Here is a 25175-nt window from a genome sequence, read left to right on the forward strand (position 1 = left end):
GCCGTCGACGCAGGTCAGCGCGGTGTCATGGAGGTTCTGTCAGTTCTGTCGGTCCGGCGGGGGTTCTGTCAGGCGCTGCGGGTGAGCCGGGGGTGGGTCTCGTAGCGGGGCGAGGGTGGCCGGCCGCCGCGTCCGGTACGCGGGAGCGGGGGCTGCTGACGGAGCCAGCCGTGTTCCTCGAGCAGCACCAGGGCGGGGTCCAGGTCGGCCATGGCGGGGAAGTCGCCACGGGAGAGCTGCCGGAACAGCTCACGCTTGGTGAAGCCGCTCAGCCGCGTTTCCCGGAGGAAGGTGAGCACCTGGTGGGCCGCTTCCTGCGCGGGGTCGGCGCCCATGGCGTCGAAGACGTGCTGGGCGTGGGCGGTGAAGTAGTCCCCCAGCTCGGTCGCGGCGGCAAGCGTCACGGCCGCAATGGGCCGCTGCCACCCGCCCTCGGGGTGAGCGGCAAGGTGCAGCAGTCCGGCGACCCGGGCGACGGCCCCGTCGCGCTTGCTGGCCCACTTCACGACGGCCGCGAGCGCCCCGCCCTTGCCGATACGCGATTCGGTGACCTTCTGATAGGCGAGCATCACCGCATCCGCCTCCGGCGCGAGCGTGAGCAGCGCAGGGTCCGTCCACCCGTTCATGGCCATAGCCAGCCCACCGAGACGCTGCGCGTAGGCAGCCGCGACATCGTCGGGGATGAGTTCCGGCGTAAGGTTGCGCCGGCCAACCAGGGATTCGGGCTGCGCGTACAGGAAGCGGGCGAGCAGCCCGCGCCCGTCGGCGCCCTTGATCTGCCCGATGGATTCGAGCACTTCGGGCTGCACCGCAAGCCCCATCGTCACGGCGGGGCGCTCGATGTGCTGGGCGTCGCGGCCCTGCCGGTTGACCCGGACCATGTCCCCGGCGTGGCCTTTGAGGAAGATCTCCATGTTGGGGGCACCGCTGTAGCGTCCGGCGATGATGTCGAAGATGCCCCCCTCCGGCGACAGCACCGAGATCCGCCCTTCCTGCTCGGTGAGCAGGGTGGCCAGGCCCTCTGGGGTCACGTCGTCCGCAACGAGTTGCGGCTTGCACGGGACCTTGATTTCCTCGGCGGCCTGCGCGAGCGCGACAGCTTCGGCGGTGAGCTGATCCCGCATGCCCGCTTCCGCGTTCGCGGCCTTCGCCGCTGCTTTGTCCGCGGCTGCTTTGGCGAGACGGGCGGTGGTTTCGGCTTCCGCGCGGGCGGGGCCGGAGAGTTCCACGAGGGTCTTCTCCACGGCCATCAGGGGCTCGGTCATGAGGGCGAACACGGCGCTCTTGCGGTTGCCCGGATCGAGGGCGACGGCGGTGTAGAGGTTGACCGGTTCGCGCCATCGGCCCCGCACGCAGACCATGGCACGGCCGCCGGCCGCTGTGGCGATGACGGCGAGAGCCAGGCACCCGGCGAGGTCTGCCGGGGTCTGGGTCTCCTCAGCAACGGCGGCCACCATGTCGCCCAGCCAGGCGGGCAAGGCGTGCACGGGGAAGCCGGGCAGATCCCGATGACCGGTGAGCGGTACCGGCTCGTCCCACACCGGGCCGGTGATCGCTTCAACGGCGAGCGGGTCGAACCCCTCCCATAGATCCGTCTCAGAACTCATGCGGCATCCCTCCTTCCAGGCGCGCTCCGAGCGGTCGGGTGCGGGTCAGGGCAAAGAGCAGAAGGGGGGACGCCCTTGCGGGCGGCGACTTCCCCGTCCACGGTCTTGGCGACGGCGGCTTCGTCGGCGGGGTGCGGGCAGTGGTCGACGCGCACTCGCGTGGTGAGTTCGACGACGGCGGCGCGGCTAACGGCGCGTTCGTGGTGACTGCAACGGCAGAGCCAGTCCGCGACCGGCGGCACGAGCGTCATCCGAATGGGCAGGCCCGGCATGATGCCGGTGATGACGACCGGCGGGTCGGTGTAGGTTGTCACGCCTGCCTCCCCAGCGCTGTGTTGAGGCCGTTGGCGACCGCGCGCCGGGCGTACGGCTCGGGCACGTCGACCGACACGGCGGCGGAGACGATCTGCTCCGTCAGGTACTCCAGCCCGCACGGGCCGGGGCACTGCGCGTGCTGGACGGCCAGGAACCGGGCGACGCCGAACGCCTGTGACCCGGCCCCGGACTCGGTCCGGCTGCTCACCAGGGCAACGCCGCGCTCCAGGCCGGTGCGCACGTAGCCCTCGGTGTGACGGCATCCGGTGGCCACGGTCGCATCCCAGGTGGCGCGCTCAGGGACGGAAGAGACCACTCTCCCCGGGGCGGGGGTGGTCTCTTCCCTTTCGACCAGGGCGAGGACGGCCGGCGGCAGGGGTGTCATGGTGCCGCTGCCGGGGCCGAGCCAGCGGGCGTAGGCCCTGCGCGACTTGATGTCCACGCCCGGCCGGACGTTGTTGGCCGACTGCATGGCCCCGAGGTAGATCCAGTGCTCGCCGCGGGTCGTTGGAACGGTCCTGGTGGCGGGCAGGGTCTGACGGGCCCAGGTGATGGCGTGGGCGTCGTCCAGGTCCACGACGGTCAGTTCGGCCCCTGCGGGGTGGTAGGCGACGGCTTGGGCCTCGCGCCACGCTGCCACCCACGCGGGGGAGGTGAGCACGGCCGGATTGGTGGTGGCTGCGGCCCATCCGTGGCATACGCCGGGGCACTGGCACTCTCCTGCGCTCTTCATGTTCGGGCGCCCACCGCAGGCGCCATCGGCGCAGGTCCGGCAGTTGCCAAACGGCAGTTTGCCTTCTCGCAGCGGCAGTGCGGGCACGCCCGCTGCCGCCAGGTCCAGAGCGGTCCGCAGATGTGTGCTCACGCCGCCGCCCCCAAAAGCGTGGTGGTGAGTAAGGCGCCCGACTGTCGTCGGATGATGGTCGGTTGGGTCATGCTGGAGGTCTCCAGATCTCTTGACGGGACTGGACAGCCGGGACGGGCCGCGCTTCTTTGGCGAGAGTGGGCGGCCCGTCCCGGGCGTCATTTGGCCTTGGAGCGGGCGAGTTTGTAGGTGATGCCGAGCCCGATGGGTCCGGCCGCGAAGGTGATGGCGAGTTCGTACAAGGCCATGGCGGCGGCGATGGTGCCGAGGATGCCGATGACGGCCGCGAAGACGACGGCGAGCGGCATCAGGTAGTGCCGGCCGGGCCGGGCTGCCACCGGGGCCTGTTGGACGATGACCATGGGACGTCCCTCGCGCTCGGCCTGCCGGTAGAGGTCGGCGGGTATGTGAGGGGCGGTTAATCCGGGCGGTTCGCGGTGACGCATGACGGCCTCCTTGGGCGTCTTGGGCAGTCGGGGAAGACGGAGGACAGCGCCTGCCATGTCGGGTGCTGCCAGGTGTCGTGGTGACGGTGTGTGGTCGTAGTGCCTACTGGCTACTGGCTACTGGCAAGCGGGAAAGGGCCTGTCAGGGCCTCTCATGGCCAGTGAACGGGTGTTCTGCTGGCTAGTGGCAAGTTGTCGGTAGCCAGTAGCCGGTAGCGCTCTGCAAGGGTTCAGGCGTGGTCGGGGTGGACGTAGACGGAATGCGGGCCGTTGTCCCGGTAGACCAGCTCGCCCCGCTCGGCAGCGGCCTTGAGGGCGTCGCGGACGGCCTGCCGGCTGCGGCCTACGTGGTCGGCGACGGCGGACGGCTTCATGCCTGCCGTGCCCGCGTCTCGGATCGCGACGATGGCGTCGGGCAGCCAGGCCGGTCCGGTGTCCGTGGTGCCGCTAGGGAGCGCGGACAGGTTCAGCCTCGGCCCGGCCGGCGGCTGCTCCTGCTCGTCCGTCCCCGGTTCGGGAGCCGTGGCGAACTGAGCGTCGATCTCCTCGCGGAACTTCCGCGCGAGCGCGTCCTCGTCCACCACGGGCGGGCCTGCCTTCGGGTGCTCGTTGCGGAGGGCGGAGAGGTTCAGCCCTCCCGCTGCGCGGGTCGGCTGCGCGGTGTCGTCCACAGGGTTGTGGGTGGTGTTCCGCATCAACGCGGTGCGCTCGGGGTCCCACCGGTTCGCGTAGGCGTCGCCGGCCGCCTGGCGGGAGATGTCGTCGAGGCGCGGATGCATGTCGGAGGTGGCGGTGACGATGTCGCGGATCTGGTTGGGCAGGATGCGCCAGTTCTTGAACAGCGCGGCGGGGGATTCGGGGGTCCCCATGAATCCGGCGCCCTTGTAGGGGGCTTGGTCGACCTTGAGACAGCGGGAGCCGGGGAACACCTTGCCCAGATCCATGCCTTCGACCTCGCCGCCGGTCAGGCAGACGCGGGCCTTGGCCTCGCGGCGGATCATCAGGTTGCCGAGCACGGATCCGGTGGCACCGAGCGCGGTCAACACGGTGCGGATGCCCATGGCCCGCAGCATCCGGATCACTTCAAGGATCTTCTTCGCGAGCTCCTTCATGGTCCGGTCGGTGCTGGTCAGGATCTCCGCGCCCTCGTCGATCACCAGCATGATCTGCGGAATCTTCGCACTGATGGGGAGCTGGTCGGTGTTCCGCTCGGCCATGAGGTCCTGGTAGGCGACCTTGCGGTGGTGCCCGACTGCGAGGGCGGTCTCCAGCATCGCCATGGCCTCCGTGTAGGTGGAGGCGAGCCAGTCCACACCCGGTGCCATGCCGTCCACGAACGCTCCGTCGGCGTCGAGGGCGGGGCGCACCCAAGGCAGGCCGGCGGAACCGGCGTTCAGGTCGATCACCCAGGTCAGGACGTCGGTGGTGCGGGCGAATCCGGCGAGGATGACGTGGACCATGTTGGTCTTGCCGGATCCGGTCGGCCCGACCACGAGCGCGCACTGTTCGCGCAGGTGAACGCAGATCTCTTCCGCGTTCGTGCGGTAGCCCCACGGGATGCCGGTGTAGATCGACAAGGGCGTGTAGTCGGACGGGTACGCGCGCTCCTCCATCAGCACGTTGACCGTGGTCACGTCGATGAGCACGCGCCCTTGGTGGATGCCCTGCGAGGCCACGGCGGTGCAGCCGTGCGGCAGCCGGGCATCCGCGGAAAGCTGCGCGGAGTAGGCCGCGATCTTGTCGTAGGTGGTTCCGCCGTGCGGGAGTTCGGCGTCGATGGTGAATCCGGTGCCGGTGGGCCACATCTCCACCGCGAGCACGCGCAGGGTGACGCTGCAGACGCGCTGCACGCGGTCGACCCACTCCGCGGCGATCGCCCGGCGTTCCGCGGACAGTTCGCGGGCGACCTGCCGTTCCGCGACGGCGATGGCCTCCAGCTCCCGCGCCTCCTCGTAAAGGAGGGTGGAGCGGGCCGCCGCGGCGATGCCGACGCCGACGGTGGCGAGCGAGCCGAGGGCGGCCCACGTGAGTGGCCCGGTGGTCATGGCCCACGTCGTCCAGCCCGCCCCGACCAGCCAGGAGGCGGACCGCATGCCGATGGTGCGGGCGGACAGCCGCTCCCGCAGGCTGCTGATGGTGTGGCCGATCGCCCCGGCGGTGCCGACGGCAAGCGCCCAGCCGGGCGGCATGGATGTGGCGGCGCCGGTGGTGGCGACCGCGAGGCATCCGGTGGTGGCGGACAGAGCGCCGGTCACGGGTCCGTGACCGGCAGCCCAGTCCCACACCGGCCCCGTAGAGGCGGTGTTGGTGGTCATGATCAGACGTTCCATCCTTTCTCGGCCTGGGGCCCGTTGCGCGGGTCCTCGTGACGGGCGACGTCCTGCGCGTGGACCTGCCGGAACAGCGGGCCCATGTCCTCGGCGACCGCGACGGCGCTCATCAGCGCACCGAAGATGTCGTTGAAGGCGCCCGCGACCTCCTTCTCCAGCGGAAACTCGGAGTCGGCCCGCTCGGCGAGGATCTTCATCACGTTCGCCACGCTGGTCAGCGCGGCGGGGAGCCCTTCGACCATGGCGAGGATCTCCATGCAGCCGTCCGGGTCGTATGCGTTGGCGGCGGCCTCCATCTCGGCCGCGTACTCCTCGAACCTGAATCCCGACACGTTCTCTCCCTCACTCGTGCTGGTGGTGGATGCAGGAACGAGGCCGGCCGGGCGCTCCGCCCGGTCCCCGACCTGCCCGGCGCTGTCGTCGGCCGCCTCCGCATCAGCGGCGGCCTCCTCGTCCTGCTGAGTCGCGCGGATCTCCTCGTCCTGCGCTTGGCGCTGTTCCTGGGCGGTGCGCAGGATGCGGACGTAGAGGCGGCGGCCGGGGTGATGCAGCCAGGCCCAGCCGAGCTTCCGCCCGAGCGGGGTGGTGAGCATCCCGACGATGCCGAGCGCCCCCGCGAGGAGAGCGGCGAGCAGTCGGCGGCCCTGGAGCCGGGCCGCGGAACGCCACAGCGCTTTCCTCGCCCGTTTGCGGGCCGGGGCTTTGCGTACCGATGCGCGCTGCTGCCCGACCTGCCCGGCCGCGCGCTGGTCGCGCGCCGTCCGGGCCCGGTCAACGGCACCGCTGCGGGCCTTGCTCGCCTTGCTCAATCCCTTGGCGGCCGCACGCGCCACCGGGCCCTTACGGGCGAGAGACGCGGTACGGGCCTGTGTCTTGGCAGCGCGGCGGGCATCGGCTGCCGAACGGCGCGCGCCGATCCTCTCAGCGCGGCGTGCTGCCCGCGACGGCGACGCCTGCCGCTGTGCCTCCCGCAGCGCCTTGACCTGCCCTGCCCGCCCACGGCCCTTGTCCGCGGCGGATGCCGAACCCGTACCTGCGGGCCACGCTCGTGTCTGTCCCGGGCCGCGGTTCAGCACACCCGACCTGCCGGACAGCGACGAACCGGAGGCGTTTCGGGCGGCCTTGCCCCGGCCGCCGCGACCAGCGCCCTTAGTGGTGTCGGCGTTCCCCTTACGGGACTGCGTCAGCACCCGTCCCATGCCGTGGCGGGGTGTTGTCCCCCTCGCCGCGCTGGTACGGGCAGCGCGGCCGGTCTTGGTCTTGCCTCGCTGGCCGCGGCGGTTGCGAGTGGCGGCCGTCGCGGCGATGACGACCGCGCCGGTGGCGGCGACGGCGAGAGCGGCCGGTCCGCCGACCAGCGAAGCAGCCGCGAGCAGGGATGCGGTGGTGTTCGTACCGGTCACCGCGAGGGGGACGACCGGCCAGCCGCCGGGCCTGTGGTCCACCTCGGCAGCAGCCGCCGGGGGTGTGATGTCGGGTGGCTGCTGGGGAGGGATGCCTGGTGCGGCCTCGGGGGCTGCTACCGCAGTGATGGTGGTGTCGGCCATGCTGAGTGCACTCCTTAGCGGGAGAACAGCAGGGCCCGGAACGCGTGCCGTCCAAAGCGATGCGTCCGGGCCCTGCTGGGCGAGGTGGTGCAGGTCAGAGCCGGTCCGGCTCCAGAGCGAAGAACAGGACCACGAAGTCGGACGAGCCGAGCTCGCGGGCGGCGTGGGCGCGCAGGGTGCTGTAGACGTGGCTGCGGCTGGTACCGGACGGGACCTGGGCCGTGTTCGACAGGGTGGTCGTGGTCTGGGCCTGCACGGTCATCACCCAGTGGAACGTGACCAGGGCCGGGGCGGCGGACGTGTTCTCGGTCGTCGTGCCGGTCATACGGAACTCTCCTCACGGTGTCGTCGGTAAGTGCGCTGTTCCTGGTGGTGGATGCAGGTGCCGCACATGCCGCGCGAGCGCGGGATGCGATACCCGGCATCCCTGCGGCAGTTCGGGCAGATCCTCTGCGCGGCATTCGCTTTCGCCAGAGCCGCACGCTTGGCCGGGGTCATCGGCCGCACCGGCACGGCCAGATCGATCCGGTACAGGTACGCGGTCAGCGGCCCGCGCCGGCGGCGCGGCCGCTGCAGTTCGGCGACGACGCCCTGCCCGCCGGGCCGCAGCCCCAGGGCCCGCAGTTGGCGGTAGGTGGCGTAGCCGTCCGGTGCGAGACGCCACCGGTAGACCGGCAGTGTGCTCACGGTGTCGAGCCTTCGAGCGTCCGGCCGGCGGCGGTGTCGCGGTGCTCTTGGTACCGGGTGGAGACCCAGCCGACAGACCAGCCGCACAGGTCGGCAGCCGCCCGCACCGGCATCTGCTCACCAAAGGCGGCGTGCACGATGCGCCGGGCACGCTCCTCGGGCAGCTTCTCGTTCACCGGGCCGCCGGCGAGCAGTGCGGCGCGTTCACGCGCGGCCCGCTCCCCCCGCTCCGCCTGATCACGATGGGCCGCCTGCTCCCGTGCCAGCCGCTCCGCCTCGCGGAGCTGTGCGGCTTCGCGTTCGAGGCGTTCACGCTCACGCTGCTGCTGTTCACGCTCGCGTTCTCGGCGCTTACGTGCTTCCCGCTCGGCACGCTCGCGGGCCTCGGCCTGCTCGCGTTCCTCGCGCCGTGCCGCCTGCTCCCGCTCGGTCTGTTCACGGGCGAGGCGGGCTTCGTGCTCGCGCTGTTCACGAGCCAGCGTCGCGGCGTGCTCGCGGTCCTCGCGGGCCCGCTGCTCGGCCGCCTCCCGGCGCTCGGTCGCGGCCCTCTCTCTTGCCGTCCGCTCGGTGCGCTGCTCCGCCTCCAACCGTGCAACGGCCGCGGCGATCGCGCGCCGGTAGGCGAGCCCGGTCTCTGCCGTAACGATCAGCAGCAGCGGCGCGACCGCGTGCACGGCCACGCCGACCAGGTCCTTCCTCAGCGCGGAGTCGGCCACGTTGAGCGCGAGGGTCATGCAGCCGGTCATCCACCGCAGCACCGCCGGCCACCGGCCACCGTGCCCGCCCAGCCGCGCCAGGACGGCATCGAGACGGACCACAATGACGACCGCAGCGTCCACCACCAGCGGCAGAATCGGCGCGGTCCAGTCCCACTCATCGGGGGTGTGCCGGGCGGCGAGCGGGGTGACCGTGAGGATCGAGTAGAGCATCGCCCCGGCCACGATCATCCACGTCCCGACCGACAGAGCACGCTCGGCTGAACGGATCTGAACACTGTTCATCACGTCGCCCCCCGTACCGCGGCCGACGCGATCAGCAGCACCGCCGACGACGGGGCGTCAGGAGTCTCGCTGTCCTCGGTCCACTCCCACCGCGCACCGTCGGTGAGCGCGTAGCCGAGCGCGTTCAGCGCCCGTGAACGCTCCTGAACAGTCGGCACCACCGTGCTGCCACCCAGGTCCCGCTGCGGCCACGGCGCCCGCGTGTTCAGCAGCACCACATACAGACGCCACCGGCCCCGGCGGCGCGCCATCTGCGCCGTGAACGTGGCGGCCATTAGGCCACCTCCGACGAACCCGCGATGCCCCGGTTGGTCAGCTCACGGCGGGCGGCGAGCACCCGTCGGCGGGCCCGCCGGATACGGCGCACGTCCAGCGGCGACGGCGTGCGGTCCAGGGTCGTGATCTGCGCGTCCAGCAGCTCCAGCTCCGCCGTGATGACGGGCATCTCCAGCTCGATCGCGTCCAGCTCGGCGGGCGTGGGCTCGCGGTCGAACTCAGCGGCGGTAACAACCGCCTGAACAGCACCGATGTGCCTCATGAGTGGTGTTCCTCTCACGTAGGAACGGCTCAACACAGCGGCCCCGGTGTCCTACCACCGGGGCCGCAGGCCGTTAGAACCAGCAGTTCCGGCTCCCCTCAGCGCTGCTCGTAGGAGACGAGCAGCGGAGGCAACCGGCCGCAGCGTTTGCTGCGCAGTCGTTCAGACCTCCCATTCGCGTGGTGCCGCTGACCCTGGCGAGGTCTGGTTCCCGGGGCGTATGCGGCGTCAATGTCGGCCACGCGGTTCTTTAGAGCCGATGGCGTGTCCCCCTGCACGGGGCGTGGGGCCCGGTTGTGACGCGGGCCCGGTCTCGGTCGGCTGGTCTCCACTCGCCTCGGCCGGCGTCGTCACGGCCGTGGTGCTGCGGTGGATCACGCTGTCCAGTTGTTGAGCAGCGCTTCCGAGCAGCCCAAAGAAGGCCCTCTCAGATGCGGCTGAGACCCGCAATCGACCTGAGTTGCCAATGCAGTACCTCTATTACAGGTATCGCATCGAGCTCCGTCAAGCCTGACGGCGAACTCTCCGGTTTTCGCGCCGGGACTTCTTGGCGTTCAATCAGAATCGGTGCAGGTGAGGGGCGTTGTTTACCCCACGTGTGGACACCTGGGGGTCATCTCGCTACGGTCGGGAAGTCCCTAGACGTCCCACCGGGGGTTGAGATGTCCAACGAGCGCTTACGGTCTGCTCTCTTGGCGCAAGGCATGAACGTGCAGGACCTGGCCGAAGCGATCGAGGTCAACCCGAAGACGGTTGAGCGCTGGATCACGCAGGGGAAAGTCCCTTATCGGCGGCACCAGTACGCGACGGCGTCCGTGCTCAAAGTCGAGGTGACGACTCTGTGGGAAGACTCCCGTACGGTGGACAGCGCGACCGACCTGAGCAAAGCGGAGATCGTGACGGTCTACCCGCATCGGCACATGGTGCCCGCCGGCCTGTGGCGGGAGATCTACGGGCGGGCCCAATCGCACATCGACGTGCTCGTCTACTCCGGCCTGTGGCTCTCGGAGGACCCGCTCTTCCACGATCTACTCAAGGCCAAGGTTCTGGGGAACGCGCAGGTGCGCATCCTGCTCGGAGACCCGGACTGTGCAGCCGTCAAGCAGCGCGGCATAGACGAGGGGCACCAGATCATGGACGGCAAGATTCGCAACGCCCTGATGAACTACCGCCCACTGTTCAAGAGCCACCCGGACATCGGCTTCCGGCTGCATGACGCGACGCTCTACAACTCACTGTTCCGGGCCGACGACGAGATGCTCGTGAATACCCACGTTTACGGCATCGGCGCGTACATGGCGCCCGTCCTGCACCTGCGACGCCTCCCGGGCGGCGGCCTCTTCGACACGTACGCGAATAGCATCGAACAGACCTGGGGAGGCGCGCGCCAGGTGACGGATCATGACCTCACGGGAGCTTGAGCATGGGACGCATCGACTACCTTCACGACCCCGACGCTCCGCCGGCCAACTCGGTGGTGCCATCTGTCGTCGCGTTCGTGCAGAACGACGCTGGCGAGGTGCTGGTGATCCAGCGTTCCGACAACGGCCGTTGGGCACTCCCGGGCGGCGGTCACGATGTCGGTGAGTCCATCAGCGACACCGTCGTGCGCGAGGTGTGGGAAGAGACCGGCATCAAGGCCGAAGTCATCGACATGTCGGGGATCTACACGGACCCCGGTCACGTGATGCTGTACGACGACGGCGAAGCACGGCAGCAGTTCAGTATCTGCTTCCGCGCCCGGCCGGTTGGCGGGGAGGTCCGTACGAGCAACGAGACGACACAGGTCCGCTGGGTTGCCCCAGCGGACCTGGCAGAACTCGACATCCACCCCACGATGCGGCTCCGGATCGAGCACGCCATGGACCGGAAGCGTGCGGCCCCCTACATCGGCTGACGCTTCACCGCGGCGACCCGTTCAAGTACGCGGGCCGTACAGGCCAGGATTTCCGGTTCAGCGCGCCGGATGAACATGCCGATGAGACTGTCTGGCCCGTACCGCCCCGCGATCTCGTTGATGCGGTCGACGGGATTCGTTGGGGTCCCGTCCGGTGTCGTGTTCATGTCGCAGAAGCAGAGCGCGTCGGAGAGCTCCGGACGCTCCCGGGGGAACTCGGACTCCAACTCCTCGCGCAGTCCCCGGGCCTCAGCTTCCATCCAAGCGCAGGAGTGATGGGCCACGAGGCGGATCACGCGCACGTCAGCATTGGCGATGTCCTGCAGGTACCGGGCGCCGTCGAGCGGATGGAATCCGGTTTTGGCGAGGTCGGGTGAGTAACCGATGTCGTGAAGCACCGCCGCGGCCTCCAGCAGCTCGGCATCGGCGCTCATGATTGGCGCGATGTTCCGAGCCCGCTCGGCGACCCCGAGTGAGTGCGCCCATCGCCGCGGTAGCGGCTCGGCGAGCAACGACTCCGCGAGCGCGTAGGCCCATTCGGTCAGTCCCGTGCTGCTCACGTTACGAACTCTCCCCTCGGCCCTGCAGGGCCAGTACCGTTCGTTGCTTCCCTTGCTGGCTCGCCGACAGCAGGCCGGCTGCTTCGAGCTTGTCGAGCGCTTTGGCCATCGTTGGCCGTGAGACACCGAAACGCGTAGCCAGGGTGCTTGCGCTGGGGAACTTGTCTCCCACGTTGAGGTTGTCCGAACGAATCACTTCAGCGACTAGCTCGGCCAGCGGTCGGCGGTCCCGTTCCTGCCCCGGCCGAATAACGCGCCACCGGCCTCCAGGCACCCGCTCTGCCCGCCCCTCCTTCTCCAGGACGTCGAAAACACGCAGCGCGACACCACGTGAGACGCCATGCTCACGCATGAGCTCCGCAGCTGACGGCAGCTCGGCCATTTCTGGCTTGGCGTCGATTTCCGCTCTCACCACATCGGCGATCTTGAGGAAGGTTCCGCGAGGGCTGGCCTCCTGCGACACGCGCTCTCCCTTCTCGTGCTCGTGGTCACGCACAAGCGTGCCACGGCATCTTTTCGCACCTGGTGTCAGGCGTACTTGGTTAGAGGGCGGTACAAGTTCCTACCGCCTCTAGGGCGCTTCCGCCGCGGCCCAAGGCGGCGTCGCGCGCCCGTCGCCCCGGGCCTGCGCCCCTATCTCCTCCCGGCTCCAGCCCGCACGCCTGAGGAGCTGGGGCTCGATGGGGCAAACGCGGCCTGATCCGTCGGCTACGCGTCAAGGATTGATGCCTCCGGCGGGGGCGCGCTCCGGCTCGGGGCCCGGTCCCGCACCGGGCGTAGCTGGGCAGCCTGGCGAAGGGCACCGGGGCCTTGGACTGCGCGGGCGACGCAGCGTATTTGGTCTAGAGCTCTCGGGGGTCGGGGGGCTGGCCGGTCGTAGTGCCGCTCATCGCGTCCCTGCTCTGCCTGAGAATCTCCTGTACCTGCCGCTCGATGCTTTCCGGGTCGATGCCGAGCTGCTTCCCGATGTGCGCCGACCACACTTCGGAACGGACGTTGTTCTCGAAGTCCAGGTCCGCCCTGACGTTCTCCCGCGCGGCCTGCCGGTTCTGGCTGACCATGACGAAGGTCGACAGGAAGATCGCCTCCAGGCTTACGATCATGGTGAGCAGCCCGAAGGGGTAGGGGTCGAAGACTGCCGCCTTGCCGAAAGCACCCAGGTTCACCGCGATCCACACCCCGAACCATGTGACGTGGATGTAGACGAACTGGAGGCTCCCGGCGAACGAGGTGATCGCGTCGGCGATCCGGTCCTGTGATGTCCGCAGCCGGGCGAGGACGACCTCGGGTGGGATGGGGGCCTTCAGGTGCTGGGGCACGCCCGGCAAAGGCGCACCGGCCGGCCTGTGCGCCTTTGGGTTTGAGTTCATGCCGATCGTCCTCGCTGCTTGGGATCCGGCCGGGGCCTGACGGCTGCTGCCGCCCGCCGGGTCAAGGCCCAGCCCACCGGCCGTCCGGGGAGCGCGAGGCCGAACCGGTGGCGGGGAACACGTATCCGCAGCGACCGGTGGCTGATCCGGCACCGCACAGGAGTCGGCAGCATCACGGCTTCACCGTCCAGCCCGACGGGGACGACGGGGGTGTCGGCGTCGACGACGATGTCATCGCGTGTGGTGAACCGGGTCAGGCCCGGGGCGTGCCTACTGCGCAGCATGGCGGCCGCCTCGGCGGGGGTGTCCACCCTGGCGGCCAGCAGTCCCAAGGATCCCGAGTCCAGCCGGACGCGCATGCCAAGGCCGGCCGGGTCACCCACCCGGTAGGGGTTGTTGCTGACCAGCACGGCGTCTGGCCGGTCCGCGGTCGGCCGCCCGGCCCGTATCACCAGTTGTGGGCCCTCGTGGCGGGCCAGGAACTCCGGGAGGATCCGCATCATGGTGCCGATCTTGTCCTCTCGGTAGGCCGGGTCCTGCACCAGGGCGGCGTATGCGCCGAAGGACACGTTGTTGACGAAGGCCCGCTCGCCGGCGAAGCCCAGATCCACGAGCAGGTCGACGCCGTCGGTGAGGGCCCGCAGCGCGGCCGAGGGGTCCTTTCGGTCCAGGCCGAGGTCCAATGCGAAGTGGTTGCGGGTACCGGTCGGAATGACCACGAAGGGAAGACCGCTCTCCGCGGCCACCCTGGCGACGGGTGCCTGCGTGCCGTCTCCGCCGGCCACCCCCAGCAGATCCGCACCGTCATCCACCGCGCGTCGGGCCAGCACCGCCAGGTCCTGCGGCTGGGATGGATCGAGCAGGAGGACCTGAGCCCCCAAGGCCCGGGCCTTTTCCACGATCCGGAACCGGCTCGCCTTCCCTCCCCCCGAACGGGGATTCACGATCAGATACGGCCGCCGCGCAGCGGCAACCGGTCGGGACACATTCTTGATCATGACGAAAGCTGACAGGCCGCGTTTATCAGCCCGGCGCATACCCCAGGCGTCGCCAGGGGTGCCGTTGCCGCGCCCAGCGCCGAATGCGCTGTCCACCAGGGGCCCGGTCCAGCCACATGATCGGCCGCCACTACCTTCATGCCATCTCCGTCCGACAGTGCGACTTATGGCACCAGCCTGCGGCTCAGCCCGGGCATATGCATGTCGGGATCACGACGGGCTGGCTCTCCGGCCATCTCCACCGTTCACGCCGGTATCGGCAGCAGGCCCTCGGTGATCAAAGGCGCTCCGGAGCCGTGTGCGCAGGTTCGAATCCTGCCGGGGGCACGGAGCCGGACCAGCGTGATCACGCCGCTGACCACTGGAACTGCCCAGCAGTCCCCCACGCTCATTGAAGAAGAGCCTGCCGTCCTTGGCCGTGCCGCGGAGCTGTCGTCTGCTGCTCCGACGCCGACGCCGACGCCGACGCAGCTGCCTGCGACGAAGGCGACACGGCGATCCCGTACCCGGCGCATCATCCGTTGACGTGCAGCAACCTTCAGCTCGCGTCCAAGGGGGAGTTGGTGATTTCGCCTCCTCGGCTTGCACTCTGGCGGGCGTCGGAGCCGCGGCTGAGGGCGGGCGAGTCGGTGATGCGCCCTGCGCGGGTGGCTTTCTGGTTCACGGAGGCGCCGTCACGTGCCGTGGCGCCGGAACCGGAGATGAGGCCGTGGCGGTTCGCCCGCTGGTGTACCCGGCTACGGTTCGGAGCGCCGCTCCCGCTGCTTTGCACGGCGATGGCGACGCCAGCGACAACCAGCACAGCTAGGGCGGCCGCCAGGGACCAGCTCCATTGGCTGGTGATGAGGTTGGTGACGATGCCGGTAGCGACGCTTACCCCTACCCCGGCAGCGGCCACGGTCTTGGGACCGAGCATCAGCGACTCCTCTGGTCTGCGGGACGCGTGGTGACGGTCCTCGCCCGGCATTCCTCGTTTCATCCTCATTGTCCCCCGGGGACCTGTCACGATGTTGGGGAATCAGCCAAGGGGAAGGCTGATGAGTGTCGTTGGTGGGTGGGGGCGCCATGGGTGATGTTGGGGGGCTGTTCACCGACCGTCGGGCGGCGCTTGAGGCAGCTCAACGGTTGCTGGACGGCGACGGCCGGGCTCGGGTGCTGGTCTTTACAGGGGTGTCCGGCATGGGCAAGTCCACGCTGCTGGCACGGGTTGCCGCCCCACCACTGCCGGGTTCCTGCGTCCGGTTGCTGGATGCCGCGAGCTTGCGGGCCGGCATGGCAGCCAAGGCTGAAGGCGGTGAGCAGGCCGCGCTGGTGCTGCTGCGCCAGCTCGGCGCGGCGCTGGCGGCCGGTGCTCCGTGGTGGCGGCGGCGCTGGGCAGTCCAGCAGGCCGAGGCGATCGGCATACCGCGGACGTGGTCGGTGCGGGTTTGGCAGTGGGCGAGCCGCGGTGCAGTGATCGTTGACTCTCCGGTGACGGTTACCGCGGGCACGCTGACGCAGGGCGAGCGGCGTGCGGGCTGGGTGCGGGACCTGCTGGCCGTGGCCCGTGCGGTGCGTCGGCGACGGTGCGTGCTGCTGATGGACACGTGCGAGTGGCTGATGTACTTCGACGACATACAGGCCGAGCGGCACCGGCCCGAACAGCCGCTGGGCGTCGGCGGCTGGTTCGCCGGCGTACTGGAGCAGGTGATCGACCGTGCGCCACGGCTGCGGGTCGTGCTGGCAGGCACCGCCGTCCCCGATTCCTGGCGCGAAGACACCGATAGCGGCCGGTACGAGCTGCACGAACTGACGCCGTGGACGGCGGCCGACACCCGCGCGTACCTGTCCCGGCGCGGCCTGCCCGGACCGGAGGACCTGGCAGGGGTGCTCACCGAACGCAGTCAGGGGATGCCTGCGGAAATCGCCTGGATCGCCGACGCGCTCACCGGCGTACTGCTCGACGATGCCGCGGTCGACGGCACGTCGGCAACCGGGGCCGTAGCCGTGGATCTGGAGGAACTGGCGCGCGGCGACCGCCAGGACTGGCTGCGCACCCATGTGATGGCCCGTATCAGCGACCGCAACAAGCGTTTCCTGCAGGCGGCGGCGGTACTGGGCCCTTTCACGCCCCAGGCCCTGCACACTGTGGCCTTCGGCCCAGGCTCGCCGCCGCAGGCCGGGAATGACGACTGGTTCGAACCGCTCAGCCGTATGTCATGCATACGGGAACTGCCCGGTACCCCCGGGCAATGGCAGCTGCACCGCACGATCCGTGACTGGCTGCTGGCCGCTCTCACCGAGGACGACACCCACCGCGTCCCGAATGAGCGGACCCTCCCACAACTGCACTCAACAGCAGCCGAATACCACGAGGCGCTGGCCGAGGGCGCGTTCAGCGTGGAGGCCGCACACCACCGCTTTGCCCTCGGCGACAACAGGCACACCGCCAGCTGGACCCAGGCGCTGGCCCGCGCCCTTAGGTCCGACCCGGTCGACGGCCTCTACCTCCAGTTGCTCACCGACGGCGCCCTCGCCGCCCCCGCGATCCGCCACACCCTCCCCATCGTCTACGCGGACGCCAACCTCACCCGCGCCCACCTCGCCTCCACCCGAGGAGACCACACGACCGCATACGAGCACGCCGACCTGGCCCTGACCGCGTACCGGGAGGGCGACCATCCCGGAGTGCGCGCGGCCACGCTGCTCGCCGGGCAGGCCGCGTGGCGCCGAAGCCACTACGCCGAAGCCGCCACACACTGGACCACAGCTCTGGAGACCCTCCAGACGGACGACCCCCTTACTGGGGAACTGCTCTGCGCCCTGGCCGAAGCCCTCGTCAACACCGGCGACTTCCCCCGCGCAGAACAGTTACTCGCGGACGCCCGCCGCCTGACCGAGCCCACTGCTGAGGGAAGCGAGCCCCCAGCTGAACCTCACGGATCCACCCAAACGTTTGCCGTCTGTGACGCGCTACCGCTCCCGCCCTTGGCCGACGCCGTCCCTGCCCGGCTCCGCGAGGCTCATCTGCACCGCCTGAGCTCCCAGGTCGCCGCATGCCTCTCCGAATGGTCCCGCTCCGCTGACCAAGCAGACCTAGCTCTTGAGCGCGCCGACCACGACCCCCACATCACCGCCCACGTCCACCGACTCCACGCCGAACGCGCCATTTTCGCCTGGGACCTCTACACCGCTGACCAGCATGTGAAAGCCGGCTTCACCGCAGCACGCAACTGCCCCGACCAGCGCTGCATGGCTCTCCTCCAGCTCACTCGCGCCTCCCTGGCAGAGCAGAAAGCCACCTGGGCACCCTCACCCTCTGCTGACCGAGTCCGCGACGACTCATCCACTGTCACCACGGTGCCCCCCCGCACTTCGCCTCTCCCTACCACCAGTCTGTCGGTGACCGCCCGCGCCGAAGCCGTACATCAACAAAGACTGGCTCAGGACGCCCGCGTCGCGGCCCACGCCATCGCCACCGAACTCCGCGACATCCAAACCCTCGCTCACACCCAGTCCCTTGATCACTCCGCCGAGGCGCTGGACCTCTACCGCAGCACCGGTGACCGGCACGGCCAGGCCAACGCCCTGCGGAATCTGGCCAGCATCGCCCGGCGGCGGGGCGATCTGGAGACAGCCCAGCAGCACTCCGCCGATGCGCTGGCCCTCTACCGCAGCATCGGTAGCCGGCTCGGCCAGGCCAACGCCCTGGATGGCCTGGCCCACATCGCCCGGCTCCAGGGCGATCTGGAGACAGCCCAGCAGCACTCCGCCGAAGCCCTGGCCCTCTCCCGCAGCATCGGTAACCGGCACGGCCAGGCCAACGCTCTGGACAGCCTGGCCGTCATCGTCCGGCTGCGGGGCGATCTGGAGACAGCCCAGCAGCACGCTGCCGAAGCCCTGGCCCTCTCCCGCAGCATCGGTAACCGGCACGGCCAGGCCAACGCCCTGGACAGCCTGGCCGTCATCGTCCGGCTGCGGGGCGATCTGGAGACAGCCCAGCAGCACGCTGCCGAAGCCCTGGCCCTCTCCCGCAGCATCGGTAACCGGCACGGCCAGGCCAACGCCCTGGACAGCCTGGCCGACATCGTCCGGCTGCGGGGCGATCTGGAGACAGCCCAGCAGCACGCCGTCGAAGCCCTGGCTCTCTACCGCAGCATCGGTGCCCGGCACGGCCAGGCCAACGCCCTGCGGACGTTGGGCATCATCGTCCGGCTGCGGGGCGATCTGGAGACAGCCCAGCAGCACGCCACCGACGCCCAAGCCCTCTACCGCAGCATCGGTAGCCGGCTCGGCCAGGCCAACGCCCTGCACAGCCTGGCCGCAATCGCCCGGCAGCGGGACGATCTGGAGACAGCCCAGCAGCACGCCACCGACGCCCAAGCCCTCTACCGCAGCATCGGTGACCGGCACGGCCAGGCCAACGCCCTGGATGGCCTGGCCGACATCGTCCGGCTGCGGGGCGATCTGGAGACAGCCCAGCAGCACGCCGCCGATGCACTGGCTCTCTACCGCAGCATCGGTGCCCGGCACGGCCAGGCCGACGCCCTGGACAGCCTGGCCAACATCGCCCGGCTGCGGGGCGATGCAGATAGCGCGCGGAGGATGTTCGGCGAGGCAGCCGCGCTGTACGAGGAGATCGGAGCAGGTCCAGCGGCCGACTACTGCCGCAGGCGCCAGCGGGAACTATGAGCCGGCACCGCCACTCCTGATCGAACGGACCGCTCCAACACGGCCACCCCACAGCTGCTGTGGCCGATAGACCGTTGCGCGCCCGCTTGAGGCGCCTCTCACCATTCCGAAGTTGAAGTTTCGGGTCCGCAGCCAGGACATCGATCCCAGGGGCTCAGCACCTGCAGGACAGGCCAGGCCATCCCGACCGGGGTGGCTCGCCAGTCCGGCCACGCCATCCGGAGCCGCGTGTCTCCATGCCCCTCGGGCCGTCTGTGGGCCGTCGAACAGTGGCCCGGAGCGACCAACAACGACCACCGACAACCCTCCCGCTACTGGCCGCGAGGGCTTCGGAGCGGGCCTTCCAAGGCGCGGCAGGGGCCGCACAAGTTCCTGCGCAACAAGAGGCACAGTCGGGAGGGGTGCCGCTTCCCGGTTAAGCCAGGTCGTACGGCCGACCGCCCCGCCACTCCACCCATCGCGGATCGTCCAGTGCCTCCCACGCGTCCGCCAGGCCCGCTCGCCGCAGGAACTCGATCAGGTCGGCGTCACTGTGGGCGAGGCCCACTATCTGGCCGCGGACCGTCACCCGCCGGCCGCCGTTCACAGTCGCCCGGTGCACAACGATCGGTGTTGGGCCCATGCCCTCAGGCTGCGACGGTTCCCGGTTCACAGCACACCGAGGTCCGTGTCTGGCCGGCAGTACGGGCACGCCGTGATGCCGTCCTGTGTAAGCGCGCTAAGCGCCTGCTCACGGGTCAGCCGCTTCGTGGGGTTGCCGGCCATGCCGCAGTCGCTCGTGTGCACCGCGTCCGGGCTGGGTTTGCCACCTCCTCGTAGCATCGAAAGCTTCCACTCCGGCTCTCGCGGCGGCAGGGTGCGTGCCGCACGCTCAGCGGCTGCCTCCTGACGCTCGAGCTCTGCGATGGATTCGTCAGTGCGGCGCAGCTGCCACGCGAGCCACTGGCGGACGCTGCGGAGGCGCTCCAGGCGAGGAACTTGTTCGGACACATGTTCGAGTCTAGATCCCGGAAGCCCTGGTTCGGCAGAGAGACCACACGCGGGGGAGAGGTTCGCCATGCGTGGTCCACGGCTCCAGCGGTGTCGTTCGCGCTTCTCCTTGGCTTGCTGGCCAGCTAGAACGCACTCCGGGCTGGGCCGCCTGTGGGCCGTCCGAGGGTGCCTGGCAGTGACCACCAACGACTGTCAATGCCCACTCCGGGCGTCAAGGCCCGCAGGTCATGAGATTCCGTCTGCGACACTGATAAGACCATGCCGAAGCCCGGAGAACTCACTTTCGTCGCCCCCCGCGGAGCCAAGAAGCCCCCGCGGCACCTTGCCGACCTCACACCAGCCGAGCGCAAGGACGCCGTGGCCGCGATCGGCGAGAAGCCGTTCCGCGCCAAGCAGCTCTCGCAGCACTACTTCGCGCGATACGCCCATGACCCGGCCCAGTGGACCGACATCCCCGCCGCCGCGCGCGAGAAGCTCGCCAGCGAGCTGCTTCCCGACCTCATGGCCGTCGTACGGCACATCTCGTGCGACGCCGACACCACCCGCAAGACGCTGTGGCGACTGCACGACGGGACCCTCGTCGAGTCCGTGCTGATGCGCTATCCCGACCGGGTCACGATGTGCATCTCCTCCCAGGCGGGCTGCGGGATGAACTGCCCGTTCTGCGCGACGGGACAGGCGGGCCTCGACCGCAATCTGTCGACCGCCGAGATCGTGCACCAGATCGTCGACGGTATGCGCGCTCTGCGCGACGGAGAGGTGCCCGGCGGTCCGGCCAGGCTGTCCAACATCGTCTTCATGGGCATGGGCGAGCCGCTGGCCAACTACAAGCGGGTCGTCGGCGCCGTCCGCCGTCTCACCGACCCCGAGCCGGACGGCCTCGGCCTCTCCCAGCGCGGGATCACCGTCTCCACCGTCGGTCTGGTCCCGGCCATGCTGCGCTTCGCCGACGAGGGCTTCAAGTGCCGCCTCGCCGTCTCGTTGCACGCCCCCGACGACGAGCTGCGTGACACCCTGGTTCCGGTCAACACCCGCTGGAAGGTCCGCGAGGTCCTCGACGCCGCGTGGGAGTACGCGGACAAGTCCGGCCGCCGGATCTCCATCGAGTACGCGCTGATCCGCGACATCAACGATCAGGCGTGGCGCGGCGATCTGCTCGGCCGTCTGCTCAAGGGCAAGCGGGTCCATGTGAACCTGATTCCGCTCAACCCGACCCCGGGGTCGAAGTGGACGGCGTCGCGCCCCGAGGACGAGAAGGCGTTCGTCGAGGCCATCGCGGCCCATGGCGTGCCGGTCACCGTCCGGGACACCCGTGGCCAGGAGATCGACGGGGCGTGCGGACAGCTGGCGGCGTCCGAGCGCTGATCCGGGCGTCGGGAGGGCCCGTCGGCCATGGCTGATAGTGTGCCCGTGCATTCGCACAAATGAACAATGAACATTCCGACAGGGGAGCGCACACAGCGCTGAGAGTGCGGCACGCGGCCGCAGACCCTCGGACCTGATCCGGGTCATACCGGCGTAGGGAGTCAGCACCATCATGAACAGCCAGCTTCGCCGTGCCGTCGGCACCGCACTCGTCGGTGCCCTTGGCGTCGCCGGCCTCGCCGCCTGCGGCGGGGAGGCCAAGGACTCGTCGGACGCCGGCGAGGGCAAGTCCAAGACCGTGACGCTGGTCAGCCATGACTCGTTCGCGGCCTCGGAGGCCGTACTGAAGGAGTTCACCCAGCAGACCGGTTACACGGTCAAGGTGCTCAAGAGCGGGGACGCGGGGGCGGCCCTCAACAAGGAGATCCTCACCAAGGGCTCCCCGCAGGGCGACGTCTTCTTCGGCGTGGACAACACCCTCCTGTCGCGCGCGCTCGACAACGACCTGTTCACGCCGTACGAGGCCAAGGGCCTGGACCAGGTCGCGGGCGAGGTGCAGCTCGACAAGGACAAGCACCGCGTCACCCCCGTCGACACCGGCGACATCTGCGTGAACTACGACAAGAAGTACTTCGCCGACAAGAAGCTCGCGCCGCCGCGGACGTTCGACGACCTCGCCAAGCCGGCCTACAAGAACCTGCTCGTCGTCGAGAACGCGGCCACCTCGTCGCCCGGCCTCGGCTTCCTGCTCGGCTCGGTCGCCACGTACGGAGAGGACGGCTGGCAGAGCTACTGGAAGAAGCTCGAGAGCAACGGGGTCAAGGTCGTCGACGGCTGGGAGCAGGCGTACAACGAGGAGTTCTCCGGATCCGCCGGCGGCAAGAAGGCCAAGGCGGAGCGCCCGCTCGTCGTCTCGTACGCCTCCAGCCCGCCGGTCGAGGTGCTCTACGCCGACCCGAAGCCTGCCGAGGCACCGACCGGGGTGGCGACCGGCACCTGCTTCCGCCAGATCGAGTTCGCCGGTCTGCTGAAGGGTGCGAAGAACGAGGCGGGCGGCAAGGCCCTGCTGGACTTCCTGGTCAGCAAGCGGTTCCAGGAGGACATGCCGCTCAACATGTTCGTGAACCCGGTGGTCAAGGACGCGAAGCTGCCCGCCCTGTTCACCGAGCACGGAGTGGTCGTCGACAAGCCGGCGACCGTCGCCCCCGACACGATCGCCAAGAACCGTGAGCAGTGGGTCCAGTCGTGGTCCTCGCTCGTCCTGAAGTAAGCGGAACCGTACGCGGGAACGCGGCGCGGCTGGCTCTGCTGGCCGGGCCCGTCGCGTTCTTCGCACTCTTCTTCGCCTACCCCGTCGCCGCGATCGTCGGACGCGGGCTGAAGGCCGACGGGGTATGGCAGTTCGGGCGGATCGGCGAGGTACTCGGCCGCCCCGAACTGCTGCGCGTGCTGTGGTTCACCACCTGGCAGGCGTTCGCCTCCACCGCGCTCACCCTGCTGATCGCACTGCCCGGCGCCTATGTCTTCGCCCGTCTCGACTTCCCCGGCAAGCGGGTGCTGCGGGCCGTGGTCACGGTTCCGTTCGTGTTGCCGACGGTCGTCGTCGGTACGGCGTTCCTGGCGCTGCTCGGACGCGGCGGGCTGCTCGACGAACTCTGGGGCGTACGCCTCGACACCACTGTCTGGGCGATCCTGCTCGCGCATGTCTTCTTCAACTATGCGGTCGTCGTACGGACCGTGGGCGGCCTCTGGTCCCAGCTCGACCCGCGCCAGGAGGAGGCCGCCCGGGTGCTCGGCGCCGGACGCTTCGCGGCCTGGCGCAGCGTGACGCTGCCGGCGCTGGGCCCTTCCGTGGCAGCCGCCGCTCTGATGGTCTTCCTGTTCACCTTCACCTCGTTCGGTGTGGTGCAGATCCTCGGCGGTCCCACCTTCGCCACCCTCGAGGTGGAGATCTACCGTCAGACGGCCCACCTGCTGGACCTGCGCACGGCGGCCGTGCTCACTCTGGTGCAGTTCGCCGCGGTCGGCATGATCCTCGCCGTGCACGCACGGACGGTACGGCGGCGGGAAAGCGCACTGCGCCTGGTGGACCCGGCGCAGACCGCGCGCCGGCCGCGCGGGGCGGGCCAGTGGGCACTGCTCGCCGCGGTCCTCGCCGGTATCGCCCTGCTGCTCATCGCGCCGCTGGCGGTGCTGGTCGAGCGCTCCTTCGACACCCCCGGCGGATACGGCCTTGCCTACTACCGCGCACTTGGCCGGATGGACGTGAGCGGCGGGGCTTTCCTGGTGCCGCCCATCGAAGCGGTGTGGAACTCCCTCCAGTACGCCCTGGCCGCCACTGCCATCGCGGTGGCCGTCGGCGGGCTCGCGGCGGCCGCGCTCACCCGAAGGGCCGGGCGGCTGGTGCGCGGCTTCGACGCGCTGCTGATGCTGCCGCTCGGGGTCTCCGCGGTCACCGTCGGCTTCGGCTTCCTGATCACCCTCGACGAGCCGCCACTGGATCTGCGGGCCTCCTGGATCCTGGTGCCGCTCGCCCAGGCACTGGTCGGCGTCCCGTTCGTCGTACGCACCATGCTGCCGGTCCTGCGGGCCGTGGACGAACGGCTGCGCGAGGCTGCCGCCGTCCTCGGCGCATCGCCGCTGCGCGCCTGGCGTGAGGTCGATCTGCCGCTGGTACGGCGGGCGTTGCTGATCGCCGCGGGGTTCGCCTTCGCCGTCTCCCTCGGCGAGTTCGGGGCGACCGTCTTCATCGCCAGGCCCGACCGGCCGACGCTGCCGGTGGCCGTGGCGCGGCTCCTGGGGCGGCCGGGTGAGCTCAACTACGGGCAGGCGATGGCGCTCAGCACGATTCTGATGGCGGTGTGCGCTCTGGCGCTGCTGCTCCTCGAACGTATCCGTACGGGGGCCCGTACCGACAAGACCTCGGAGGAGTTCTGATGGTGATGCTGCGGCTGTCGGACGTGACCGTACGGTTCGGGTCGCGCGCTGCGCTCGACGCGGTGGATCTGGAGGTCGCCGAGCACGAGATCGTGTGCGTTCTCGGCCCGAGCGGCAGCGGCAAGTCCACGCTGCTGCGGGCTGTCGCCGGACTGCAGGACACCGACGGCGGCCGGGTGCTGCTCGGTGGCGCGGACCAGACAAGGGTGCCGGCGCACCGGCGCGGGGTGGGCCTGATGTTCCAGGACCATCAGCTGTTCCCACAGCGCGACGTGGGCGGCAATGTCGCCTTCGGGCTGCGGATGCATGGGATCGGACGCGGCGAACAGGCCCGCAGGGCGGGTGAGTTGCTGGAACTCGTCGGGCTGCCGGGTGCCGCGCGGCGGTCTGTCTCGTCGCTGTCGGGCGGTGAGCAGCAACGGGTGGCACTGGCGCGGGCGCTCGCGCCGGAGCCGCGGCTGCTGATGCTCGACGAACCGCTGGGCCAGCTGGACCGTGGTCTGCGCGAGCGCCTGGTCGTCGAACTGCGCGCGCTGTTCGGACGGTTGGGTACGACGGTGCTCGCCGTCACCCATGACCAGGGCGAGGCCTTCGCGCTGGCCGACCGGGTCGTCGTGATGCGCGACGGCCGGATCGCTCAGAGCGGCACGCCGCTTGAGGTCTGGCAGCGGCCCGCGTCCGAGTTCGTCGCGCGCTTCCTCGGCTTCGACAACGTCGTTGCCGCGACGGTACGGGGCGCTGTCGCGGACACTGTGTGGGGCGAGGTCCCGGTGCCGGTCGGCTTTGTGAAGGGGCCGTGCCGTGTACTGATCCGCCCGTCCGGAGTGCGGGTGGGTCCCGTAGCCGACGGCCTGCGATGCACCGTGACCTCCCGTACCTTCCGCGGCACGCATGTCGCGCTGCGGCTCCGTCCGCAGGGCGCCCCGCCGCTGGAGGCGGAGTGCGGGCTCCATCAGGCCCCGGAGCCGGGCACGGAGGTGGGAGTGACGTTCGCTCCGGCCGAGGTGGTCGTGCTCCCGCCGGAGTAGCGCTGCGCCGCGCGGGCCAG

At 69.9% G+C, this 25175-nt stretch carries 25 protein-coding genes and 1 riboswitch; of the genes, 7 read left to right on the top strand and 18 right to left on the bottom strand.

Features of this window, described 5'->3' with window-relative positions; all coding sequences use genetic code 11:
- Positions 1 to 68: 68 nt before the first annotated feature.
- The 11 genes from ACFYWI_RS02255 to ACFYWI_RS02305 form a co-directional block, all read right to left on the bottom strand.
- Positions 69 to 1607, bottom strand: a complete 1539-nt coding sequence (locus ACFYWI_RS02255; protein ID WP_389224105.1) for a YfjI family protein — start codon at positions 1605 to 1607, stop codon at positions 69 to 71.
- Entirely contained in the window at positions 1604 to 1921 is a 318-nt protein-coding gene (locus ACFYWI_RS02260) for a hypothetical protein (protein ID WP_389224108.1), read from the bottom strand. The genes ACFYWI_RS02255 and ACFYWI_RS02260 overlap by 4 nt, the downstream gene beginning before the upstream one ends.
- Positions 1918 to 2787, bottom strand: coding sequence for a bifunctional DNA primase/polymerase (locus tag ACFYWI_RS02265; RefSeq protein WP_389224111.1), 870 nt, complete (start codon positions 2785 to 2787; stop codon positions 1918 to 1920). Before ACFYWI_RS02265 ends, ACFYWI_RS02260 begins: the two co-directional genes overlap by 4 nt.
- Positions 2788 to 2945: 158 nt before the next feature.
- Positions 2946 to 3233, bottom strand: a complete 288-nt coding sequence (locus tag ACFYWI_RS02270; protein WP_389224114.1) for a hypothetical protein — start codon at positions 3231 to 3233, stop codon at positions 2946 to 2948.
- A gap of 230 nt (positions 3234 to 3463) precedes the next feature.
- The gene (locus ACFYWI_RS02275; protein WP_389224117.1) at positions 3464 to 5548 is read right to left on the bottom strand and encodes a hypothetical protein; all 2085 of its coding nucleotides are present in this window, start codon (positions 5546 to 5548) and stop codon (positions 3464 to 3466) included.
- Positions 5549 to 5550: 2 nt separating this feature from the next.
- A complete protein-coding gene (locus tag ACFYWI_RS02280; protein WP_389224120.1) occupies positions 5551 to 7110 on the bottom strand; it encodes a hypothetical protein in 1560 nt (519 codons plus the stop codon).
- Positions 7111 to 7204: 94 nt separating this feature from the next.
- Positions 7205 to 7435: a hypothetical protein gene (locus tag ACFYWI_RS02285; protein ID WP_389224123.1), complete on the bottom strand. Its 231-nt coding sequence runs from the start codon at positions 7433 to 7435 to the stop codon at positions 7205 to 7207.
- Positions 7432 to 7797 (bottom strand): RRQRL motif-containing zinc-binding protein, encoded by a 366-nt coding sequence (locus ACFYWI_RS02290; RefSeq protein WP_389224126.1) that lies wholly within the window; start codon positions 7795 to 7797, stop codon positions 7432 to 7434. The genes ACFYWI_RS02285 and ACFYWI_RS02290 overlap by 4 nt, the downstream gene beginning before the upstream one ends.
- A complete protein-coding gene (locus ACFYWI_RS02295; protein ID WP_389224129.1) occupies positions 7794 to 8798 on the bottom strand; it encodes a DUF2637 domain-containing protein in 1005 nt (334 codons plus the stop codon). The genes ACFYWI_RS02290 and ACFYWI_RS02295 overlap by 4 nt, the downstream gene beginning before the upstream one ends.
- Entirely contained in the window at positions 8798 to 9073 is a 276-nt protein-coding gene (locus ACFYWI_RS02300) for a DUF6303 family protein (RefSeq protein WP_389224132.1), read from the bottom strand. The genes ACFYWI_RS02295 and ACFYWI_RS02300 overlap by 1 nt, the downstream gene beginning before the upstream one ends.
- Entirely contained in the window at positions 9073 to 9336 is a 264-nt protein-coding gene (locus ACFYWI_RS02305) for a DUF6284 family protein (RefSeq protein WP_389224135.1), read from the bottom strand. Before ACFYWI_RS02305 ends, ACFYWI_RS02300 begins: the two co-directional genes overlap by 1 nt.
- 704 nt (positions 9337 to 10040) lie before the next feature.
- On the opposite strand from ACFYWI_RS02305, the gene ACFYWI_RS02310 reads away from it, so the two are divergent.
- Positions 10041 to 10757 (top strand): XRE family transcriptional regulator, encoded by a 717-nt coding sequence (locus tag ACFYWI_RS02310; RefSeq protein WP_389224138.1) that lies wholly within the window; start codon positions 10041 to 10043, stop codon positions 10755 to 10757.
- Between the two features lie 2 nt (positions 10758 to 10759).
- Complete coding sequence (locus ACFYWI_RS02315) at positions 10760 to 11233, top strand: NUDIX domain-containing protein (RefSeq protein ID WP_389224141.1); 474 nt, start codon at positions 10760 to 10762, stop codon at positions 11231 to 11233.
- On the opposite strand, the gene ACFYWI_RS02320 is transcribed toward ACFYWI_RS02315, so the two are convergent.
- From ACFYWI_RS02320 to ACFYWI_RS02340, 5 genes are all read right to left on the bottom strand, one after another.
- Positions 11221 to 11793, bottom strand: a complete 573-nt coding sequence (locus tag ACFYWI_RS02320; protein WP_389224144.1) for an HD domain-containing protein — start codon at positions 11791 to 11793, stop codon at positions 11221 to 11223. The two genes, ACFYWI_RS02315 and ACFYWI_RS02320, sit on opposite strands and share 13 nt — an antisense overlap.
- 1 nt (position 11794) lies before the next feature.
- Complete coding sequence (locus tag ACFYWI_RS02325; protein ID WP_389224147.1) at positions 11795 to 12256, bottom strand: GntR family transcriptional regulator; 462 nt, start codon at positions 12254 to 12256, stop codon at positions 11795 to 11797.
- 379 nt (positions 12257 to 12635) lie between these two features.
- A complete protein-coding gene (locus ACFYWI_RS02330; RefSeq protein ID WP_389224150.1) occupies positions 12636 to 13163 on the bottom strand; it encodes a DUF1003 domain-containing protein in 528 nt (175 codons plus the stop codon).
- Complete coding sequence (locus ACFYWI_RS02335) at positions 13160 to 14161, bottom strand: diacylglycerol/lipid kinase family protein (RefSeq protein WP_389224153.1); 1002 nt, start codon at positions 14159 to 14161, stop codon at positions 13160 to 13162. The genes ACFYWI_RS02330 and ACFYWI_RS02335 overlap by 4 nt, the downstream gene beginning before the upstream one ends.
- 538 nt (positions 14162 to 14699) lie before the next feature.
- Positions 14700 to 15077 (bottom strand): hypothetical protein, encoded by a 378-nt coding sequence (locus tag ACFYWI_RS02340; protein WP_389224156.1) that lies wholly within the window; start codon positions 15075 to 15077, stop codon positions 14700 to 14702.
- Between the two features lie 149 nt (positions 15078 to 15226).
- On the opposite strand from ACFYWI_RS02340, the gene ACFYWI_RS02345 reads away from it, so the two are divergent.
- Positions 15227 to 18832, top strand: coding sequence for a tetratricopeptide repeat protein (locus ACFYWI_RS02345; RefSeq protein ID WP_389224159.1), 3606 nt, complete (start codon positions 15227 to 15229; stop codon positions 18830 to 18832).
- Positions 18833 to 19247: 415 nt separating this feature from the next.
- Here the strand turns inward: ACFYWI_RS02345 and ACFYWI_RS02350 are convergent, their stop codons facing one another.
- Entirely contained in the window at positions 19248 to 19454 is a 207-nt protein-coding gene (locus tag ACFYWI_RS02350) for a hypothetical protein (protein WP_389224162.1), read from the bottom strand.
- A gap of 26 nt (positions 19455 to 19480) precedes the next feature.
- Positions 19481 to 19891, bottom strand: coding sequence for a DUF6233 domain-containing protein (locus ACFYWI_RS02355; RefSeq protein WP_389224165.1), 411 nt, complete (start codon positions 19889 to 19891; stop codon positions 19481 to 19483).
- Between the two features lie 192 nt (positions 19892 to 20083).
- On the opposite strand from ACFYWI_RS02355, the gene rlmN reads away from it, so the two are divergent.
- From rlmN to ACFYWI_RS02375, 4 genes are all read left to right on the top strand, one after another.
- Positions 20084 to 21190, top strand: a complete 1107-nt coding sequence (gene rlmN, locus ACFYWI_RS02360) for a 23S rRNA (adenine(2503)-C(2))-methyltransferase RlmN (protein WP_389224168.1) — start codon at positions 20084 to 20086, stop codon at positions 21188 to 21190.
- A 70-nt stretch (positions 21191 to 21260) separates the two neighbouring features.
- Positions 21261 to 21367, top strand: a riboswitch (TPP riboswitch).
- Complete coding sequence (locus ACFYWI_RS02365; RefSeq protein ID WP_389224171.1) at positions 21363 to 22460, top strand: thiamine ABC transporter substrate binding subunit; 1098 nt, start codon at positions 21363 to 21365, stop codon at positions 22458 to 22460. Its footprint overlaps the riboswitch before it by 5 nt.
- Before the next feature lie 38 nt (positions 22461 to 22498).
- Complete coding sequence (locus tag ACFYWI_RS02370; protein WP_389224441.1) at positions 22499 to 24127, top strand: ABC transporter permease; 1629 nt, start codon at positions 22499 to 22501, stop codon at positions 24125 to 24127.
- 5 nt (positions 24128 to 24132) lie between these two features.
- Positions 24133 to 25155 (top strand): ABC transporter ATP-binding protein, encoded by a 1023-nt coding sequence (locus ACFYWI_RS02375; protein WP_389224443.1) that lies wholly within the window; start codon positions 24133 to 24135, stop codon positions 25153 to 25155.
- The last annotated feature ends 20 nt before the right edge of the window (positions 25156 to 25175 follow it).

This window comes from Streptomyces sp. NPDC002889 (assembly GCF_042888425.1).
GTDB lineage: Bacteria > Actinomycetota > Actinomycetes > Streptomycetales > Streptomycetaceae > Streptomyces.

What these genes read in the sequence shown, in the direction of transcription:
- ACFYWI_RS02340 (WP_389224156.1), bottom strand. Translation starts at nt 15,077, where the DNA reads ATGCTCGGTCCCAAGACCGTGGCCGCTGCCGGGGTAGGGGTAAGCGTC.
- ACFYWI_RS02295 (WP_389224129.1), bottom strand. Translation starts at nt 8,798, where the DNA reads ATGAACAGTGTTCAGATCCGTTCAGCCGAGCGTGCTCTGTCGGTCGGG.
- ACFYWI_RS02285 (WP_389224123.1), bottom strand. Translation starts at nt 7,435, where the DNA reads ATGACCGGCACGACGACCGAGAACACGTCCGCCGCCCCGGCCCTGGTC.
- rlmN (WP_389224168.1), top strand. Translation starts at nt 20,084, where the DNA reads ATGCCGAAGCCCGGAGAACTCACTTTCGTCGCCCCCCGCGGAGCCAAG.
- ACFYWI_RS02310 (WP_389224138.1), top strand. Translation starts at nt 10,041, where the DNA reads ATGAACGTGCAGGACCTGGCCGAAGCGATCGAGGTCAACCCGAAGACG.
- ACFYWI_RS02315 (WP_389224141.1), top strand. Translation starts at nt 10,760, where the DNA reads ATGGGACGCATCGACTACCTTCACGACCCCGACGCTCCGCCGGCCAAC.
- ACFYWI_RS02270 (WP_389224114.1), bottom strand. Translation starts at nt 3,233, where the DNA reads ATGCGTCACCGCGAACCGCCCGGATTAACCGCCCCTCACATACCCGCC.
- ACFYWI_RS02305 (WP_389224135.1), bottom strand. Translation starts at nt 9,336, where the DNA reads ATGAGGCACATCGGTGCTGTTCAGGCGGTTGTTACCGCCGCTGAGTTC.
- ACFYWI_RS02300 (WP_389224132.1), bottom strand. Translation starts at nt 9,073, where the DNA reads ATGGCCGCCACGTTCACGGCGCAGATGGCGCGCCGCCGGGGCCGGTGG.
- ACFYWI_RS02375 (WP_389224443.1), top strand. Translation starts at nt 24,133, where the DNA reads ATGCTGCGGCTGTCGGACGTGACCGTACGGTTCGGGTCGCGCGCTGCG.
- ACFYWI_RS02330 (WP_389224150.1), bottom strand. Translation starts at nt 13,163, where the DNA reads ATGAACTCAAACCCAAAGGCGCACAGGCCGGCCGGTGCGCCTTTGCCG.
- ACFYWI_RS02365 (WP_389224171.1), top strand. Translation starts at nt 21,363, where the DNA reads ATGAACAGCCAGCTTCGCCGTGCCGTCGGCACCGCACTCGTCGGTGCC.
- ACFYWI_RS02255 (WP_389224105.1), bottom strand. Translation starts at nt 1,607, where the DNA reads ATGAGTTCTGAGACGGATCTATGGGAGGGGTTCGACCCGCTCGCCGTT.
- ACFYWI_RS02355 (WP_389224165.1), bottom strand. Translation starts at nt 19,891, where the DNA reads ATGGCGAACCTCTCCCCCGCGTGTGGTCTCTCTGCCGAACCAGGGCTT.
- ACFYWI_RS02275 (WP_389224117.1), bottom strand. Translation starts at nt 5,548, where the DNA reads ATGACCACCAACACCGCCTCTACGGGGCCGGTGTGGGACTGGGCTGCC.
- ACFYWI_RS02280 (WP_389224120.1), bottom strand. Translation starts at nt 7,110, where the DNA reads ATGGCCGACACCACCATCACTGCGGTAGCAGCCCCCGAGGCCGCACCA.
- ACFYWI_RS02345 (WP_389224159.1), top strand. Translation starts at nt 15,227, where the DNA reads ATGGGTGATGTTGGGGGGCTGTTCACCGACCGTCGGGCGGCGCTTGAG.
- ACFYWI_RS02350 (WP_389224162.1), bottom strand. Translation starts at nt 19,454, where the DNA reads ATGGGCCCAACACCGATCGTTGTGCACCGGGCGACTGTGAACGGCGGC.
- ACFYWI_RS02335 (WP_389224153.1), bottom strand. Translation starts at nt 14,161, where the DNA reads ATGATCAAGAATGTGTCCCGACCGGTTGCCGCTGCGCGGCGGCCGTAT.